At 42.6% G+C, this 16,046-nt stretch carries 17 protein-coding genes; 10 read left to right on the forward strand and 7 right to left on the reverse strand.

What is annotated here, in order from left to right:
- The first annotated feature begins 37 nt into the window (after positions 1–37).
- Positions 38–622 carry a class I SAM-dependent methyltransferase gene (locus tag AC6H4V_RS00820; RefSeq protein WP_497607110.1) on the forward strand — a complete coding sequence of 195 codons (585 nt, stop codon included), beginning with the start codon at positions 38–40 and terminating at the stop codon, positions 620–622.
- 2 nt (positions 623–624) lie between these two features.
- Positions 625–2,430: an asparagine synthase (glutamine-hydrolyzing) gene (gene asnB / locus AC6H4V_RS00825; RefSeq protein ID WP_497607111.1), complete on the forward strand. Its 1,806-nt coding sequence runs from the start codon at positions 625–627 to the stop codon at positions 2,428–2,430.
- On the opposite strand, the gene AC6H4V_RS00830 is transcribed toward asnB, so the two are convergent.
- Both AC6H4V_RS00830 and AC6H4V_RS00835 read right to left on the reverse strand, forming a co-directional pair.
- Positions 2,425–3,084 (reverse strand): carbonic anhydrase, encoded by a 660-nt coding sequence (locus tag AC6H4V_RS00830; RefSeq protein ID WP_497607112.1) that lies wholly within the window; start codon positions 3,082–3,084, stop codon positions 2,425–2,427. The two genes, asnB and AC6H4V_RS00830, sit on opposite strands and share 6 nt — an antisense overlap.
- Before the next feature lie 71 nt (positions 3,085–3,155).
- Positions 3,156–4,607, reverse strand: a complete 1,452-nt coding sequence (locus tag AC6H4V_RS00835; protein ID WP_497607113.1) for an acetyl-CoA carboxylase biotin carboxylase subunit — start codon at positions 4,605–4,607, stop codon at positions 3,156–3,158.
- Between the two features lie 151 nt (positions 4,608–4,758).
- On the opposite strand from AC6H4V_RS00835, the gene AC6H4V_RS00840 reads away from it, so the two are divergent.
- Positions 4,759–5,634, forward strand: a complete 876-nt coding sequence (locus AC6H4V_RS00840) for an AraC family transcriptional regulator (RefSeq protein ID WP_497607114.1) — start codon at positions 4,759–4,761, stop codon at positions 5,632–5,634.
- Here the strand turns inward: AC6H4V_RS00840 and AC6H4V_RS00845 are convergent.
- Both AC6H4V_RS00845 and AC6H4V_RS00850 read right to left on the reverse strand, forming a co-directional pair.
- A complete protein-coding gene (locus tag AC6H4V_RS00845; RefSeq protein WP_497607115.1) occupies positions 5,621–6,529 on the reverse strand; it encodes a class I SAM-dependent methyltransferase in 909 nt (302 codons plus the stop codon). The genes AC6H4V_RS00840 and AC6H4V_RS00845 overlap by 14 nt on opposite strands.
- Positions 6,526–6,981 (reverse strand): hypothetical protein, encoded by a 456-nt coding sequence (locus tag AC6H4V_RS00850; RefSeq protein WP_428728812.1) that lies wholly within the window; start codon positions 6,979–6,981, stop codon positions 6,526–6,528. The genes AC6H4V_RS00845 and AC6H4V_RS00850 overlap by 4 nt, the downstream gene beginning before the upstream one ends.
- A 211-nt stretch (positions 6,982–7,192) precedes the next feature.
- Between AC6H4V_RS00850 and arsC the strand changes: the two genes are divergently transcribed.
- A complete protein-coding gene (arsC, locus tag AC6H4V_RS00855; protein WP_497607116.1) occupies positions 7,193–7,546 on the forward strand; it encodes an arsenate reductase (glutaredoxin) in 354 nt (117 codons plus the stop codon).
- Here arsC and AC6H4V_RS00860 read toward each other — a convergent pair.
- From AC6H4V_RS00860 to AC6H4V_RS00870, 3 genes are read right to left on the reverse strand one after another with little or no spacing between them, the layout of a single operon-like run.
- Positions 7,543–8,085, reverse strand: a complete 543-nt coding sequence (locus AC6H4V_RS00860; RefSeq protein WP_497607117.1) for an iron-sulfur cluster assembly scaffold protein — start codon at positions 8,083–8,085, stop codon at positions 7,543–7,545. The two genes, arsC and AC6H4V_RS00860, sit on opposite strands and share 4 nt — an antisense overlap.
- Entirely contained in the window at positions 8,085–8,525 is a 441-nt protein-coding gene (locus tag AC6H4V_RS00865) for a deoxycytidylate deaminase (RefSeq protein ID WP_497607118.1), read from the reverse strand. The genes AC6H4V_RS00860 and AC6H4V_RS00865 overlap by 1 nt, the downstream gene beginning before the upstream one ends.
- Complete coding sequence (locus AC6H4V_RS00870; protein ID WP_497607119.1) at positions 8,526–9,365, reverse strand: peptidylprolyl isomerase; 840 nt, start codon at positions 9,363–9,365, stop codon at positions 8,526–8,528.
- 92 nt (positions 9,366–9,457) lie between these two features.
- On the opposite strand from AC6H4V_RS00870, the gene gltX reads away from it, so the two are divergent.
- From gltX to AC6H4V_RS00900, 6 genes are all read left to right on the forward strand, one after another.
- Positions 9,458–10,846, forward strand: a complete 1,389-nt coding sequence (gltX, locus tag AC6H4V_RS00875) for a glutamate--tRNA ligase (protein ID WP_497607120.1) — start codon at positions 9,458–9,460, stop codon at positions 10,844–10,846.
- A complete protein-coding gene (locus AC6H4V_RS00880) occupies positions 10,843–11,373 on the forward strand; it encodes an RBBP9/YdeN family alpha/beta hydrolase (protein WP_497607121.1) in 531 nt (176 codons plus the stop codon). The genes gltX and AC6H4V_RS00880 overlap by 4 nt, the downstream gene beginning before the upstream one ends.
- 9 nt (positions 11,374–11,382) lie before the next feature.
- The gene (locus tag AC6H4V_RS00885; protein ID WP_497607122.1) at positions 11,383–13,218 is read left to right on the forward strand and encodes an ABC-F family ATP-binding cassette domain-containing protein; all 1,836 of its coding nucleotides are present in this window, start codon (positions 11,383–11,385) and stop codon (positions 13,216–13,218) included.
- Between the two features lie 31 nt (positions 13,219–13,249).
- Positions 13,250–13,513 (forward strand): BrnT family toxin, encoded by a 264-nt coding sequence (locus tag AC6H4V_RS00890; RefSeq protein ID WP_497607123.1) that lies wholly within the window; start codon positions 13,250–13,252, stop codon positions 13,511–13,513.
- The gene (gene brnA / locus AC6H4V_RS00895; protein WP_497607124.1) at positions 13,500–13,727 is read left to right on the forward strand and encodes a type II toxin-antitoxin system BrnA family antitoxin; all 228 of its coding nucleotides are present in this window, start codon (positions 13,500–13,502) and stop codon (positions 13,725–13,727) included. Before AC6H4V_RS00890 ends, brnA begins: the two co-directional genes overlap by 14 nt.
- Positions 13,728–13,961: 234 nt before the next feature.
- Positions 13,962–16,004, forward strand: coding sequence for a flagellin N-terminal helical domain-containing protein (locus AC6H4V_RS00900; protein WP_497607125.1), 2,043 nt, complete (start codon positions 13,962–13,964; stop codon positions 16,002–16,004).
- The last annotated feature ends 42 nt before the right edge of the window (positions 16,005–16,046 follow it).

Here is a 16,046-nt window from a genome sequence, read left to right on the forward strand (position 1 = left end):
AGCAGAGATTATGCAAGAAATTTAATGAAAAAGAACCATGCCTAAAGTCGATAACAAAACATTCTATTCCACTGCCATAGAGAAGTACGGCATCACAGCCAAAGGCGTAAACTGGCACTCCAAAGAGTCGCAAAAAGTGCGCTTTGAGATCATTTTGGAGATGTTGCCTCAAGATATGAGCCTCTATAGCGTTTCGGATGCGGGGTGTGGGTTTGGGGATTTGTATCTTTACATGCAGAAGAAAAAAAGAACGCCAAAAGAGTACATCGGCATCGATGCTTTGGTGGACATGTACTCCATCGCAAGTGAGCGAACGGGATGCGAAATCATAGTTGCGGATATCTGCAAAGACACACTCCCTCCTGCCGATTTTTATATTTGCAGCGGTGCGATGAATGTTTTAGAGGAGTTTGAGAGCTATCTTTTTGTGCAAAACTGCTTCAAATCTTCTCGAATCGGCTTTTGTTTCAATGTCCTTCATGGCGAGCAAAAGAGCCAGACTTACAACTACCTCACAACAGAGCAGATTATGCAGATGGCAAATCATTTGGGAGTTAAAGAGGTAATTTTGCGGGATGACTATATGCAAGACGATATCACTGTTATGTTTTTAAAGGCTTAAAGATGTGTGCGGTTTTTGGGATTTTGGGTAGCTATGAAGAGGGTATGGCTAGGGCGGCTCTTGGCAGACTTACGCACAGAGGACCCGATTTTTGCGGTGTTGTGGAGCGTAAAAACCTCTTTTTTGCCCATCAGCTTCTTAGTATCATGGATACCTCTTCTGCTTCCGCCCAACCGCTTGCTTACGAGAAGATTTTGCTCTCATTTAACGGGGAGATTTACAACTTTAAAGAGCTTCAAGCAGAGTTAAAAGAGGAGTTTTCCTTTACATCCGGCAACGAGAGCGAGGTTCTTATCGCCGCTTATCTCAAATGGGGAGTGGAGTTTGTAGCGCACTTGCGCGGGATGTTTGCCATCGCTCTTTTAGACGATGAAACGCTCTACCTTTTTCGTGACAGACTTGGCAAAAAACCGCTCTTTTATCTCCACAACAACGCATTTATATTTGCTTCGGAGATAAAAGCACTTCTTCCTTTTTTGCACAAAACAGAGATGGACGGCGATGCGCTTTTGAGCTATCTCTCCTTTTTGGCACCCACTCCGCCCTTTACTTTTTTTAAAGGCATCAAAAAACTTGGGGCGGGGGAGTACCTTGTTTACAAAAACCATTCTTACGAGGTAAAGCGATATTTTGACCTGCTTGACGCAAAACCAAATCTCATCACCGACAAAGAAGAGGCAGTTTTTCGGGTGCGAGAGATGCTTGAAGAGTCCATAAATATGCGCCTAAACGCCGATGTACCTATGGCATCGCTTCTCTCTGGCGGCATCGACAGTGCGGCGATAAACGCTTTTGCACTAAAAGGCGGTGCAAACTTGCAAACCTATACTCTGGGCTACAGGGAGTTTGCAAAGTACGATGAGCGGCAAAACGCCAAAGAGAGTGCAGAGCTTCTGGGCGTGAAAAACAGGGAAGTTGTTATAGGACAAGAGGAGTTTTTAGAGGCGAGCGAGCGGGTTTTAGAGACCCTTGACGAACCGCTCAACGACCCAGCCGCAGTACCTCTCTACCTTCTTTTTGAGCAGATCAAACAAGATGGTTACAGAGTGGTTTTAAGCGGAGAAGGAAGCGATGAACTCTTTTTGGGGTATCGGCAATATTTTGAATTTTTGGATGTGCAGAACCTGACACGGCTAAAAAACAAAAACTGGCTCAGTAACTATTTTCACTCCAACTTCTCCATGAACAGAGAGTGGGAACGCTACAAAAGAGTCTTTGACGGCACACTTTTGTTTCGCACCACAGGGGAGAGCTTTAGCGATTTGCAAAAAAATATCGCTATGCGCCAAAATGTAAGAGACAACGAATCGCTCAAATACATAAAAAGCTACCGAGAACGATTTGACGCATCTGCCCACACCGACGAGAGCATCTGGTACAGTTACATCGACTTGCACCTCTTCCAAGCAGAACACTATCTTGCAAAGCTTGACCGCGTCAGCATGGCGCACTCCATTGAGTCCCGTACCCCGTTTTTAGACCACAAACTAGCCTCTCTCATCTTTAGCATAGACCCAAAAATCCGCTACCAAGACGGCGTAACAAAAGCACTTTTAAAAGAGGTTTTAAAACCGCATATAGATACAAAAATACTCACAAGAAAGAAAAAAGGGTTCTCAAATCCTTTTATGGAGTATCTCATAGAGAGCAAAAAGATAGACCTCATAAGAGAGGTCAACGAGCAGAGCGGGATTTTTAAAAGGGACAAGCTTGACGAATACATACAAAAAGCCCACGCAGGCGGCTTCAAACAGCATGTCTGGGGGCTTTATGTTTTAAGCGTGTGGATAAAAAAATACCTTTTATAACTCTTCTTCCACCTTAAGCGAACTAAGCGGTAAAAACTGTGAGATTTCCGGATCGTAGTACTCTATCTCACCGCTCTCTATGTCGTATATCCAGCCATGGATGGCAACCGTTCCGTTATCAACTCTTTTTTTAACGGATGGATAAGTTAAAAGGTTTTCTAGTTGCGAAACAACGGAGAGTTTTTCAGTAAGACGATATAAAATCTCTTTATCTGCCTTTAACCCTAATGCCAAAATAGCTTGAGATTTAGCACTCTCACCAAGCGTGAGCCATGTTTTTGTATGGACAAGTTCAGGGTTGTTCTCACAGCTTTTTTGATGGATAGCCTCAATCGCGCCGCACTTTGTATGTCCGCAAACGATGATATTTTTGACTTCCAACACACTCACCGCATACTCGATGGCCGAAGCGGTGGAGTGAAAATCCTCATCAGGCTTGTAAGGGGCGACAAAATTTCCCACATTGCGGATAACAAAAAGATCCCCCGGTGCGCTTTTGGTGATGAGGTTTGGCAAAACTCTGGAATCAGAACAGCCGATGTAGAGTGCTTTTGGAGCCTGCCCTTTATGAGAGAGTTGTAAAAACTCCTTCTCATACGCCTTAAAAAAACTCTTTTGGAAAAGCTCGTTTCCCTTTATGATAGCATCTTGCATCTCTTAAGCTCCTCGTTTTTGTTTAAAATTGTACCCAAAGAAAGAAAATCTCTCCGCCTGCCAACGCCACCCTAGTGTCTTACAACCAGCTTATGCTCTTTAATTTTCTTGATAAGTCCTGCAAGAAAAGAGATCTTTTGCTCCTCTTCTGCAATTGATTTTGTCGCTTTAAGGTTGAAAAGCTCCATTTTTTTATCAAGGTAGCTAGTGTTTAGTTTGCCCTCCATAAAGTCCTTATCCTTTACTATCTCTCTGTGAAGTGGAAGATTTGTGATAACGCCGTCGATGTAAAATTCATCTAACGCTCTTGAAGCCTTTTTTACCGCACCCTCCCAGTCAATCGCCCAAACAATGAGCTTTCCTACCATTGAGTCGTAGTTTGGCACGATAGTGTAGCCCGTGTAAACGCTTGAGTCAAGTCTCACACCCGGACCACCCGGAGTCATGTAGTTTGTGATAGTCCCAACTGATGGCATAAAGTTGTTTTGAGGATTTTCCGCATTGATTCTAAACTCTATGGCATATCCACGGAACTTAATCTCCTCTTGCAGATATTTTAGTTTATCGCCCTCAGCAATCTCTATCATTCTTTGGATAATGTCCACTCCCGAGATGATTTCCGTGACAGGATGCTCAACCTGAACCCTTGTGTTCATCTCTATAAAATAGATGTTGTCGTCTTCATCAAGCAGGTACTCCACCGTTCCGACACTCTCATACCCTAGTTTCATCATCGCTTTTGTAGAGATTCTGTAAAGCTCTTTTCTTGCTTCAGGATTTAATCTTGGAGATGGAGCGATTTCGATAACTTTTTGATGGCGTCTCTGGATAGAACAGTCTCTCTCCCCCAAATGCACGACATTGCCGTATTTGTCAGCCACTACTTGGATTTCGATATGGCGAGGATTTTCTACATATTTTTCGATGAAAACATCCCCTTTTCCAAAATATTTTTTAGCTTCATTTGTAGCAGAGTCAAACATCTCATCAAAGAATTTTGCGCTCTTTACGATTCTCATGCCTCTACCGCCGCCGCCAAATGCCGCTTTGATGATAACCGGAAAACCGATTTTAGCGGCGATTTTTCCACCCTCTGCTTTGTCAACTATCGGCTCATCCGTTCCTTCTAAAACAGGAACGCCTATCTCACGCATAGCTACTTTTGAAGCCATCTTATCGCCAAAGAGTGCGATGTGTTCCGGTTTTGGACCGATAAATATAAGCCCTCTCTCCCCACAAGCCGCCGCAAACTCTGCATTTTCAGACAAGAAACCATACCCTGGGTGGATAGCGTCACAACCCGCTTTAAGTGCAAGCGTGATGATACGGTCATAGTCAAGGTACGCTTGAAGCGCATCCCCCGTTATCGGGTAGCACTCATCCGCCTTTTTTACCCAAATCCCCTCGACATCCACTTCTGAGAAGATAGCAACGCTCTTTATATCCAACTCTTTACATGCTCTAATGATTCTTAGAGCGATTTCGCCTCTGTTTGCGACCAGTATCTTTGTGATTTTTTTCATCTCTCGCACCTTGCGGATAAATTTTGATGAAATTCTATAGCTTTAAAAAAATAAATTCTTCACTATTTATGCTTATAAAACTATCTATTATTGCTAAATAAAATATCTTTTTTTGTATTAAAAATATAAATATTTTGCTAAAATTATTGTCATGAAAAAAGCAACCCTTCAAAAAAGAGTACAAATCGCCAACGACATCATGTACTATGTCTATACGCACATCGACACAAATATCGACATGGATGAGTTGAGCGAGGACTTAAAAGTCAGCAAGTTTCACATGCACAGGATTTTCAAAGAGATATTTGGAAAAAATATCTATGAGAGCATCAAATCCATCAGGCTTCAAAAAGCCTCAAATCTACTGCTGACCAACAGATACTCAACCATCAGCGATGTGGCAAATATCTGCGGCTACAGCTCTCAAACATCCTTTTTACGAGTCTTTAAAGAGCGATTTGGCATGACACCAAAGGAGTGGAAGAGCGGTGGATATAAAAAGTTTTCACAGCACATCATCGAGCAGTCCAAAAAAGCCAAAAAATCAACCGCAAAATTTGACCACATAGAGCCAACCATCGTAAAAATGCCGCTCATGGAGGCGTACTACATCAGACACAGCGGCTACAATGCACAGATAAAACAGACTTGGCAAAAACTGCAAACTTGGATTTTTAGCAACAATATAAAAGAGTACAAACAAATCGCACTTTTTCACGACAATCCAACCGTAACACCGCTTCATGAGTGCCAGTATGTCGCATGCGTAGTCGTAGAAAAGGGAACAAAAGTTCAAAGCGACAGACTCCCAAAGTTCAACATCTCCGATGGCATTTACGCTAAGTTTGATTTGGAGGGCGAACAAGGTGACATGCTAAAGTTTATCCAATGGGTTTACCACGAATGGCTCCCAAGAAGCGAGTACGAAACTACTACAAAGCCGCCTTATGTTATCTACAAAAAGAACAACTATTTAAGTGAAGACAGCAGGTTTGAGATTAGTTTTTATCTCTCTATAAAGTTTTAGCCAGCCCTATTTTCCTCGCACTCAAAAAGAGGTAATCTTTCCCCGTCACCACTGCTCTGTACTTTTTTTGCTGAAGGTATTTTTTGCAAAAGTGGATATCTTTTAAAACCAAACTTAGTTCGCTAAATGGGTAGTTTGGAGCTTTTGCACCGTATATCATTTCGCCCTCTATCCATCTGCAGTTTGGGAAACCTAGCACTATAGCACCGCCACTGTCAAGAAAGTTTTGGTAAAGAGACATAAATGTGGCGTTAAACTCTATGTTGGAGCTTTGCAGTGTGCCGATGGAGATGATGAGGTCAAATCTTCCTAGTTTTAGCTCTTCAAGTTTGTTGATGTCATGGCAAAAAAATGAGACATTTTTATCTGCCCTAAATGTCTCTTTTGCGTACTCTATGGCTGAGGCTGAGTAGTCGATGCCGACAAACTCTATCTTCTCAAACGCATCATCTCCGAGCATCTCTTTGATAACTAAAAACTCATCACCACGGTTGATGCCGAGGTTTAGAACTCTCTTTTTGCTTTTTACATCCACAAATTCCAGTGACTTCTGGTAGTGGTATAAAAAGCTGAACTCTTTTGTTTTGTCGATTGCAAAAAATGGGCTTTGCACGCCATACTTCTCACTGCTTGCGTCATCGGAGTTGTGAAAAGAGCTTTTTTGGGAGAGTTTTTGAAATCTTAGAATCGTAGTGGTTTCATCTTTTTTGAGCGGTGTGAGAAGTTTCATAATAAAGAGCTGTGCCAAATCGACAAATGTTTTGTAGCCGAAGTACTCTATGTCAGTGTCTAAAAATTCAAGTTCGATAACATCTCCATCGTCACACCTACTCTCTTTAAAAAAGGAGAGTATGGCGTATGCGTCTCGAGATGCGCATTTTTGGATTTGGGTCACGAAAGTATATGTCTTAACTGCATAGCGTACCAGAGCACTACAAGATTGAGGAAGAAAATCAGCATAGAACTGGCACGTGAAACTATCTTTTGGAGCGTTGTACGATTGCCTTTATGTGTCTTGAGTGCGATGCGCATATGGATGATGGTTAGAACCGTGATAGTCCCTACATAAAAGAGTTTGTTGCTCATCATATAGCCAAGTGTTGACTCGTTGATGTCGAGTGTGAGTACGGAAATAAGGTTAAAATGAACAAAGAGAAAACCACCCGTAGCGATGAGCACAACAAGCCAAAAAGTCTCAAAATAGCCATAAATCGGTCCAAGGTACTCATAAGTCTGTGCTTGCGCCTCTTTGCCCTTTAGAAGTATGCCAAGCGCAAAAAGAAGCAAAGAACCCCCTATCCACGCTGTTGCTGCTAGTATATGGATATATAAAACGACATTTACCATAAATCAAATCCTCCAGAAAATTTTGATGCATTATAATGTAAAATGCCAATAAACTTCTTGTAATGAAGCAAGAAAAAACTTCTTCATAACTTCTGTTTGTTCACTAAGGCTTCACGGTGGGTGCCCCACAACCGCTTCGCTTGTTGTGACCCTTCCGTTGCAGAATCGTTCACAAACAGAGGTTATGAAAAGTCTAAAAAGAAAGGTAAAAATGAAAGAAATTACTATTTGGCACAATCCAAAATGCTCAAAATCACGTGAGGCCATGGATATTTTAACGCAAAATGGGTGTGATGCAGAAGTTGTGCGCTACCTTGAAGAAGCTCCAAACAAACAGAGCATTCAAAAGGTTTTAAAAATGTTAGGAGTTGCTCCAAGGGAGCTTATGCGTACAAAAGAGGAGCTTTACAAAGAGTTACACCTCAAAGAGGAGCATGAGGATGACGCACTTATCGACGCTATGGTGCAGCATCCAAAACTTATTGAACGCCCCATCATCATCAAAGGCGACAAAGCGATTATCGGACGTCCGAGCGAGAGAATCGAAGCATTTTTAAAAAGCTAGTCTTCTTTACTCTCTTTCTTTACAAAGTGGCACTCGGTGGTGGAGTATGGACACATTTTTGAGATGCTAAGCTCAAACTGCTCCTCCTCTATACCGCCAAGTTTGCGTTCATAATGGCGCATTGCGGCACGAAAAGCGGTTAGTACCATATTTGCGCTGTCTTGATGCTCTGTTGAGATGTGCTCTACCTGCTCACCCTCCGGTTTTGACATATCCACTTTTGGTTTTGGAAGCGATGCGTAACTCTCTTGCACATCCTTCTCTAATGCCCCAACAGTCTCAAGTGCGTTCTCTACGGTGTCGCCTTTTATCATCTCTGTAAAAAGTGAACCAAGCGTTGTCGTATCTTGTGTGCCGTTTGTCCCAAACATCACATCCAAGATATTCTCTTCATCCCTTTTGATGTACATAATCACATAGCTTTTTGTAGCATGGTCTATCCCCACGCCCACACAAGAAGCATCTTCAAGCTTGCCGTAGTTCTCCGGCTGCATCAGATGCTTGCCTATCTCTGCTCGCAACTCTTTATCTTCTACCATTACTCTTCTCCAAGTTTTTCTATACTTACGCCGTTATCTTTGATAAATTTTGAGATTACCTCTGAGTGCGTATGCTCGTAAGGCTTGAGGTAAACGATGCGCTTTATGCCACTTGCTATGATGTTTTTACTGCATTCACTGCATGGCTCAAGCGTTACATAAATAGTAGCTCCCTCAATGCTTATCCCTTTTCTTGCCGCCCAAATGATGGCGTTCATCTCTGCATGAATCTCGTATGTTTTGGACCAGTCGTGATGTTCTGAAGTGTAGTTACCGTCCCAATGTTGACGGCAGTTTATATATCCGGCAGGGGTACCGTTGTAGCCAGTGGAGAGGATGCGCCCATCTTTGACGATAACCGCTCCCACTTGCTTTGAGACGCACTTTGAGGCGGTGGCTATCTCTTTGGCAATGTTGATAAAGTTCGTATCACTGAGCATTTACTTCGCTTCTCGAACCATTACGATATCAGCATTCCCTCGCAATCTTGCAAAGTAGTCACTCAAAACCTGCTCTCTTTTTTCACCCATAACAAGGTTACTAAGCTGATTTTTCATCTCTTCATAGCTGTTTGTAGAGGGTTTTTGCATCTCTTTGAGGTAAAAACTCATATATGCCCCTTTTTGATCCATGATGATAGGGGTAAAACTTTTTGGCTCTGTTTTTTCCAAAAGCTGCGCTAATTCTGGAGAAATAGTGTCATAAGGAAGTGTTCTCTCCTCAATCTTTACTTCACTGGAAGAAAAAACAGGTGTTGTCATTTTTTTTCTAAGTGCCTCTTCGTTTGATGATGAGTAGAGCGTGACGACAAAAGCTTTTGGACGGGAAAACTCCTCTTTGTGGAGCTCATAATACTCTTTCATAGCATCTTCATCAGGAGCTTCCATAGATGCGTAAGCTATGGCTGAATAGAGTTTTTGTGAGAGGAGTTTCTCTTTGATTTTCTCTTTAAACTCTGCCGAACTAAGACCGTTAGACTCACGCACCTTGTCGTAGAGCTGGTCAATACTCATCTTGTTTGAAGCAGCCATTTTTTTGATATCTTCATACACCTCGGTGGAGTTAACACTGATTTTTCTCTCCACAATCTCAGCAGCTTCAAGCTTTTTGCGTATCAAAATATCTCTTGCATCGGTAGCACTTGTGTTTGAGAGGCGCATCTCCTCTTTGACATCGTGAAGCGTTATAGCTTCTCCTTTGACAACGGCACTTACACCATTGACAAGCTCAGCCCCCAACATCGCAACAAATACGAACGGTAATAAAATTATCTTATACATAGCAACTTCCTCTTGAATTAAAGATGGCTATTTTACCCGCTTTTAACAAATGTTTGCTTAAAATTGCGCAACTATTTACTAAAGGCTTTTTTATGGTTGTAACTCGTTTTGCTCCAAGTCCTACGGGCTATTTGCACATCGGCGGTTTGAGAACGGCTCTTTTTTCCTATCTTTGGGCGAGAAAAAACGGCGGCAAATTTCTTCTTCGCATTGAAGACACAGACAAGGCTAGAAACTCGCAAGAGGCGGCAGAGGCGATTGTAAAGGCATTTCATTGGCTGGGCTTAGAGCATGATGGCGAGATAACCTACCAATCCCAAAGAGACGACATCTATGTCATCTATATCAAGCGTCTTTTGGATGAGGGCAAAGCGTACAGATGCTACATGTCCAAAGAGGAGCTTGATGCGCTTAGAGAGGAGCAGACGGCAAACAAAGAGCGTGCAAAGTATGACGGAAGATACCGTGACTTTGATGGCACTCCGCCAGAGGGTGTAGAGCCTGTTATCCGCATCAAAGCACCATTAAGCGGCGAGATAGTCGTTCGTGACGGTGTCAAAGGGGATGTTGTTTTTAAAGCGGAGGATATCTTGGATGATTTTGTCATCGCTCGTGGTGACGGTTCGCCGACTTACAACTTTGTTGTGGCGATTGATGACCATCTTATGGGCGTTACCGAGGTTATCCGTGGGGATGACCACCTCTCCAACACGCCAAAACAAATAGTAGTCTATGAAGCACTCGGATTCACCGTACCAAAGTTTTATCATGTCCCGATGATTCATAACCACGAGGGCAAAAAACTCTCCAAAAGAGACGGTGCGACGGATGTTATGGCGTACAAAGAGATGGGCTACACGCCACAGGCACTTCTGAACTTTTTAGTGCGCCTTGGATGGAGCAACGGTGATCAGGAGATTTTTTCTATGGATGAGATGATGGAGTGTTTCAACCCTAAAAATATCAACCGCTCCGCTTCCATCTACAACACCGAAAAGCTCGATTGGCTCAACTCCCACTACATCAAAAACACACCAAACGAGGAGCTGGTAGAACTGCTTGAGCCATACGGTCTTTTGCTCACTTCTCATGACAAAAAAGAGATTTTGCTTGACGCACTAAAAGAGAGAGCAAAAACACTCAAAGAGATGGCGCAACTTGTAAATGAGATCATCATAGCTCCTGAGAGTCTGGATGAAAAAGCCGTTGAAAAGGCGTTTAAAGGCGATGCAAAAGAGGTGCTTGAAAACTTTGTCTCAAAGGTAAGTGCGTGCAGTGAGCTTCATCTTCCAAGCGACTACCACCACCTCATGGAAGAGGTCGTCAAAGAGATGAACATCGGCTTTGGCAAAATCGGACAGCCTTTGCGTGTGGCACTTTTAGGCAAAATGAGCGGTCCAGGGCTTGATAGCGTTATGGCTATCATCGGCAAAGATGAGACGATAGCAAGAGTAAAGAGCGCACTCGCACAGATTGCATGAAAAGAGTTTTGATACTTCATGGCTGGGGCGGAAGCGATTTTCCTCACTGGCAGAGTTGGTTGGCGGTTGAAATCGCCAAAGATTACGGTTGTGTGAGCTTTTTAAAGTTTAGCAATATCGATTTTCCGAACAAAGATATCTGGCTTAGAGAGTTACAAGCGGAGATAGCGGCATTTAGACCAACTGTCGTCGTTTGCCACTCCATCGCTAACACGCTTTGGTTTCATCTCTGCAGCGGCGGCGGCATAGAAGAGCTAGAGAAGCTTTTTCTTGTCGCTCCGCCCAGTTTTAGATGCGATATAAAAGAACTTGAGAGCTTTTTCCCATGCTCTATCCCTAAAAAACTCTATGCAAAAGAGGCACTGCTTGTCACCTCGACAAACGACCCTTACATGTCACAAAATGAGGCGGCAGAGCTTCAAGAGGCTCTGGGTATAGAGATGATGGTTTTAGAAAATGCGGGACATATAAACACAACAAGCGGCTATGGCGAGTGGCAGTGGATACTAGAAGAGATAAAAAGGTAAAAACAAATCATGATACAACTTATAAATATTTCAAAAAATTTCGGCAAACAAGAGCTTTTTAGTAATCTTAACTTCAAACTAAACTCTGGCAACAAAGTCGGGCTTGTAGGGCGCAACGGCAGCGGTAAATCAACGCTTTTTAAACTTATCCTCGGCGAAGAGACACCCGATAGCGGCGAAGTGGTTATCCCAAAAGGGTACAAAATAGGCGCGCTTAAGCAGTATTTGGAGTTTAGTGAGACGACACTTAGAGAAGAGGCAGCACTCGCACTTGAAGAGGATATGAAGTACGATATCTACCGTGTCGAGAAGATTCTCTTTGGTTTGGGCTTTACGCATGAAGATTTGGAGAAAAACCCGCTCTCTTTTTCGGGCGGTTATCAGATTCGTATCAACCTTGCAAAACTTTTGGTAACAGAACCAAACCTGCTGCTTTTGGATGAGCCGACAAACTACCTTGACATCCTCTCTCTTAGATGGCTCAAAAACTTCTTAAAAGCCTTTGAGGGTGAGGTTATCATCATCACCCACGACAGAGATTTTATGGATGGCGTAACCACGCATACGATGGGGATTATCCGCCGAAATCTAAACATCATTCAGGGCGATACACATAAATTTTACGATCAGCTAAAGGCGAATGAAGAGCTTTATGAGAAGCAGAAGATTTCACAAGACAAAAAAGTAAAAGAGCTTGAGGATTTTATCGCCCGTAACAAAGCCCGTGCCTCAACCGCCGCTCTTGCACAGTCAAAAGTAAAACAGCTTGAGAAGATGGATTTGCTTGAGGATTTAGGCTATGACTCCACGCTTGAGTTTGACTTTAACTACAAAGATACACCTGCAAAAGTTCTGCTTGATGTGAAAAACCTCTCTTTTGGTTACACGCCTGACAATATCTTGTTTAAAAATATCTCTTTTGTGCTTGAAAAAGGGGAGAGACTTGGCATCATCGGAAAGAACGGCAAAGGAAAATCAACCCTTCTCAACACCATCGCAGGAGAGCTAAAGCCACTCAGCGGCGAAGTTCACATGCACACAACCACCGAGTTTGCGCACTTTGGGCAGACAAATATCGCAAGATTGCACCCTAACAGCACGGTTTTAGATGAAATCCACTCCGCAAACACAAAACTCTCAGCGCAAAATATTCGTGGCATTGCAGGGGCTATGATGTTTAGCGGCGATAGCGCCGACAAAAAAGTCTCACTTCTCTCAGGAGGCGAAAAAAGCCGTGTCATGTTAGGACAGATTTTGGCTCGAAATGTAAACCTTCTCTTTTTGGATGAGCCTACAAACCACTTAGATATGGACTCCATCGAAGCATTAACCGTAGCTATCCAAAACTTCAAAGGCTCCGTTATCATCGTAACCCACTCCGAAGAGTTGCTCCGCCGTGTATGCGACAGACTTATCGTCTTTACAAGAAGCGGTGCAGAGTATTTTGACGGCGGTTACGACCTCTTCTTAGAAAAAATGGGTTGGGAAGAAGAAGTTGAGGATGATTTTGTAAAACCAAAACCAAAAAACAGCTTCAAAGACAACAAAAAAACAAAAGCTGATTTGGTGAGAAACAAAAACAAACTCGTCTCCCCGATAAAGAAAAAGATAGAAAAGCTAGAAGCATCCATCATCAAAAGCGAAGAGACACTAGCATCCCACCAAAAAAAGCTCCTCGAAGCAACAACCAAAAATGATAGTTTTAAAATCATAGAGTTTTCAAAACTCGTCTCCATGGAGCAAAAAGAGGTAGAGAAAATGTTTGAACTCTTAGAGATTTTACAAAATGAGTTCGACACGATTTCAGGAGACTTTGATGCGAAAATTGCGGAGATTGGGGAGTAGTAAATTCTAATATATTTGGTATAATAATTGTATGAAATTTGAATATGATAGCAATAAATCAGATATAAATGAAGAGAAGCACGGTATAAACTTTGAAGAAGCACAGTTGCTATGGCAAGACGAAAACCTTTTGGAAGTTCCGCTATCTTTTATAGATGAGATGCGTCACTTATGTATAGGCAAGATAGCAAACAAGCACTATTCTGCCGTCATTACATACAGAGGTAGTGCTATTCGTATCATATCCGTGAGAAGATCAAGAAAAGAGGAGATACAACACTATGAAAACAGCTAAAGAATTTGATGAACTATTTGAGAGTGACGGCGACATAACAGAGTTTGTCGATTATTCAAAAGGACACAGACCAAATCTTGCACAAAAGCGAGTAAATCTCGACTTGCCAGTATGGATGATAGAGAGACTTGACAAAGAAGCTAAAAGACTTGGTGTTGCAAGACAAGCGATTATGAAGATGTTTTTAGCGCAACATCTGGAAAAAGCGGTATAAACAACTGATATTCTGACACTATATCGGAAGATTTTGATGCGAAAATCGCTGAGATTGGGGAGTAAGCGCCATGCTTGCCCCTCTGTTTCTTTACATCCCACCAAAATGTACAAAAATTTCTCTCTAAAAAATTAAAGTTATTTTTTCTACTGACGATTTAGTTACCATCAAGGCAAGGATGCCTCGATAAAATTAAACAGATAGAGCCAAAGCTCTACCCAAAAAGGATTTACAATGGGTTTTAGAATTAACACAAACATTGCGGCAATGGACGCACACAGAAATTCTACTATGAACAACATCGGGCTTGATAAAAGTCTTAAAGCTTTGAGTTCAGGTCTTCGTATCAACACAGCAGCAGATGACGCTTCTGGTCTTACAATTGCTAACTCGCTTAAAGCTCAGTCAACAGGTCTTGGACAAGCTATCAGAAATGCAAATGATGGTATCGGTGTTACTCAGACAGCAGATGGTGCTCTTGATGAGTACGAAAACATCATCAATACTGTAAGAACCAAATCTATCCAAGCAGCATCTGATGGTCAAAATGCCGATTCTCGTGCGGCTATCCAAAGAGATATCGACAAGCTTTTAGAAGAAGCTAACAACATTGCAAAGACGACTTCTTTCAACGGTCAAACCCTTCTTGATGGTACATTTACAAATAAGGCATTTCACATCGGTGCATATGCAGGGGAGACTGTAGGTCTTTCTGTAGGTAACGTAAAGACGGATTCTGTAGGAGATCTTAAGAGTACTAGCGGGGCTGAGACTCGCACTGCTTTAGCTACTACAAACTTGGATGAGGGTGCGGCAGGATACACTCTTAAGGCAGGCGAACTTGAGATTAATGATATTGATGTATCTACTACTATCAACTCATTGTCTCCGACAAAGCTTACTGATGCGGCGAGTGTTGCAGCGGCTATCACAAATGCTACAGGGCTTGTGGCTGAGGGTCATAACTCACTTACAGCAGCGGCAGCAGTGTCTGCAGGTGTTATAGACTCTACTAACTTTTTGAAGATTAATGGTGTTGCTATAGCGGATACTACTGTTGTGGCAAATGACAGTGATGGAGCGTTAGTCCGTGCTATCAATGCTATTTCAGATCAAACAGGTGTAACAGCATCTCTTAACACTGAAAGCAAGCTGGTTCTTGAGTCAACAGATGGTAGAAATATCTCTATCGCTACTAGAGATAATGATGTTGATACGGTTACTCTTGTCGCGTCAACGGGTGGTGGTGATGTAAGTATTACAAATGCTAATGGTGCCTCTGTTACATATACGGCGACTTCTGGTCAAACAGCTATTCAGGTAGCCGATGGATTACGCGCATTAATCAATGCAAGCAGTGAGTTTGGTGCGGTTGTTACAAGCGCTACAGGTTCAGCTACACTAACAATCGAACAAACTGTGTTGTCTGGTGAGCAGACGCTTACAGTTGCGGGTGCTGGCTTGGATGCGGGTGGTATTACAACTGCCGATGTGGGAACTAACCAAAACTCTGCAACTTACTCAGGTTTAACAGTAGATAATCTTACAAGTGCTGCTGGAACATCTGCGGTTGGAACACTTGAATCTACAGATACGGCTGCTGTTGTGATAGAGGCTGGCGAGTTAGTTATAAATGGTGTAGATATGGCAGGAACTTACGGTGATGGTGCTACAGCTGGTTCTGCTCGTTTGGCGCTACAGTCTGCTATCAAAGATATCGACGGTATGAGTGATTCATATATTGCAAGAGATGGCACACTAAACCTTTCAGTCAATAATGGAGATGATTTAAATATAGCCGGAACAGATGCAAACACCGTGTTTATGCTGACAAAAGGTGTTACAAATCAGTCGAAAGCGGGAAGCGTAGAGATTTATAGCGACGCTGCAGTCAAGGTGGGTGGAACAGATCCTGACTCTTTTGGATTTACAAGCGGCACAAAAGCTGTTCTTGAACAGGGTACATCACTAGAAGACATAGATGTGACTAGTCGTAACTCAGCAGAGATTGCTATCTTGATTACAGATTCGGCTTTAAAACAGCTTGATGAAGTTCGTTCTAACCTCGGTTCTACTCAAAACCAGCTTGAGAGTACGGTGAGAAACATCTCTGTAACTCAAGTAAACGTTGCAGCAGCTGAATCACAAATCCGTGATGTTGACTTTGCGGCAGAGAGTGCAACTTTTGCAAAACACAACATCCTTGCGCAGTCAGGCGCTTATGCAATGAGCCAAGCAAATGCTGTACAACAAAATGTTATGAGACTACTCCAGTAGTTTTTACTCCACTACAAAGCAAGTTTTACAACTTGCTTTGTT

It is taken from the genome of Sulfurimonas lacustris (assembly GCF_059705355.1).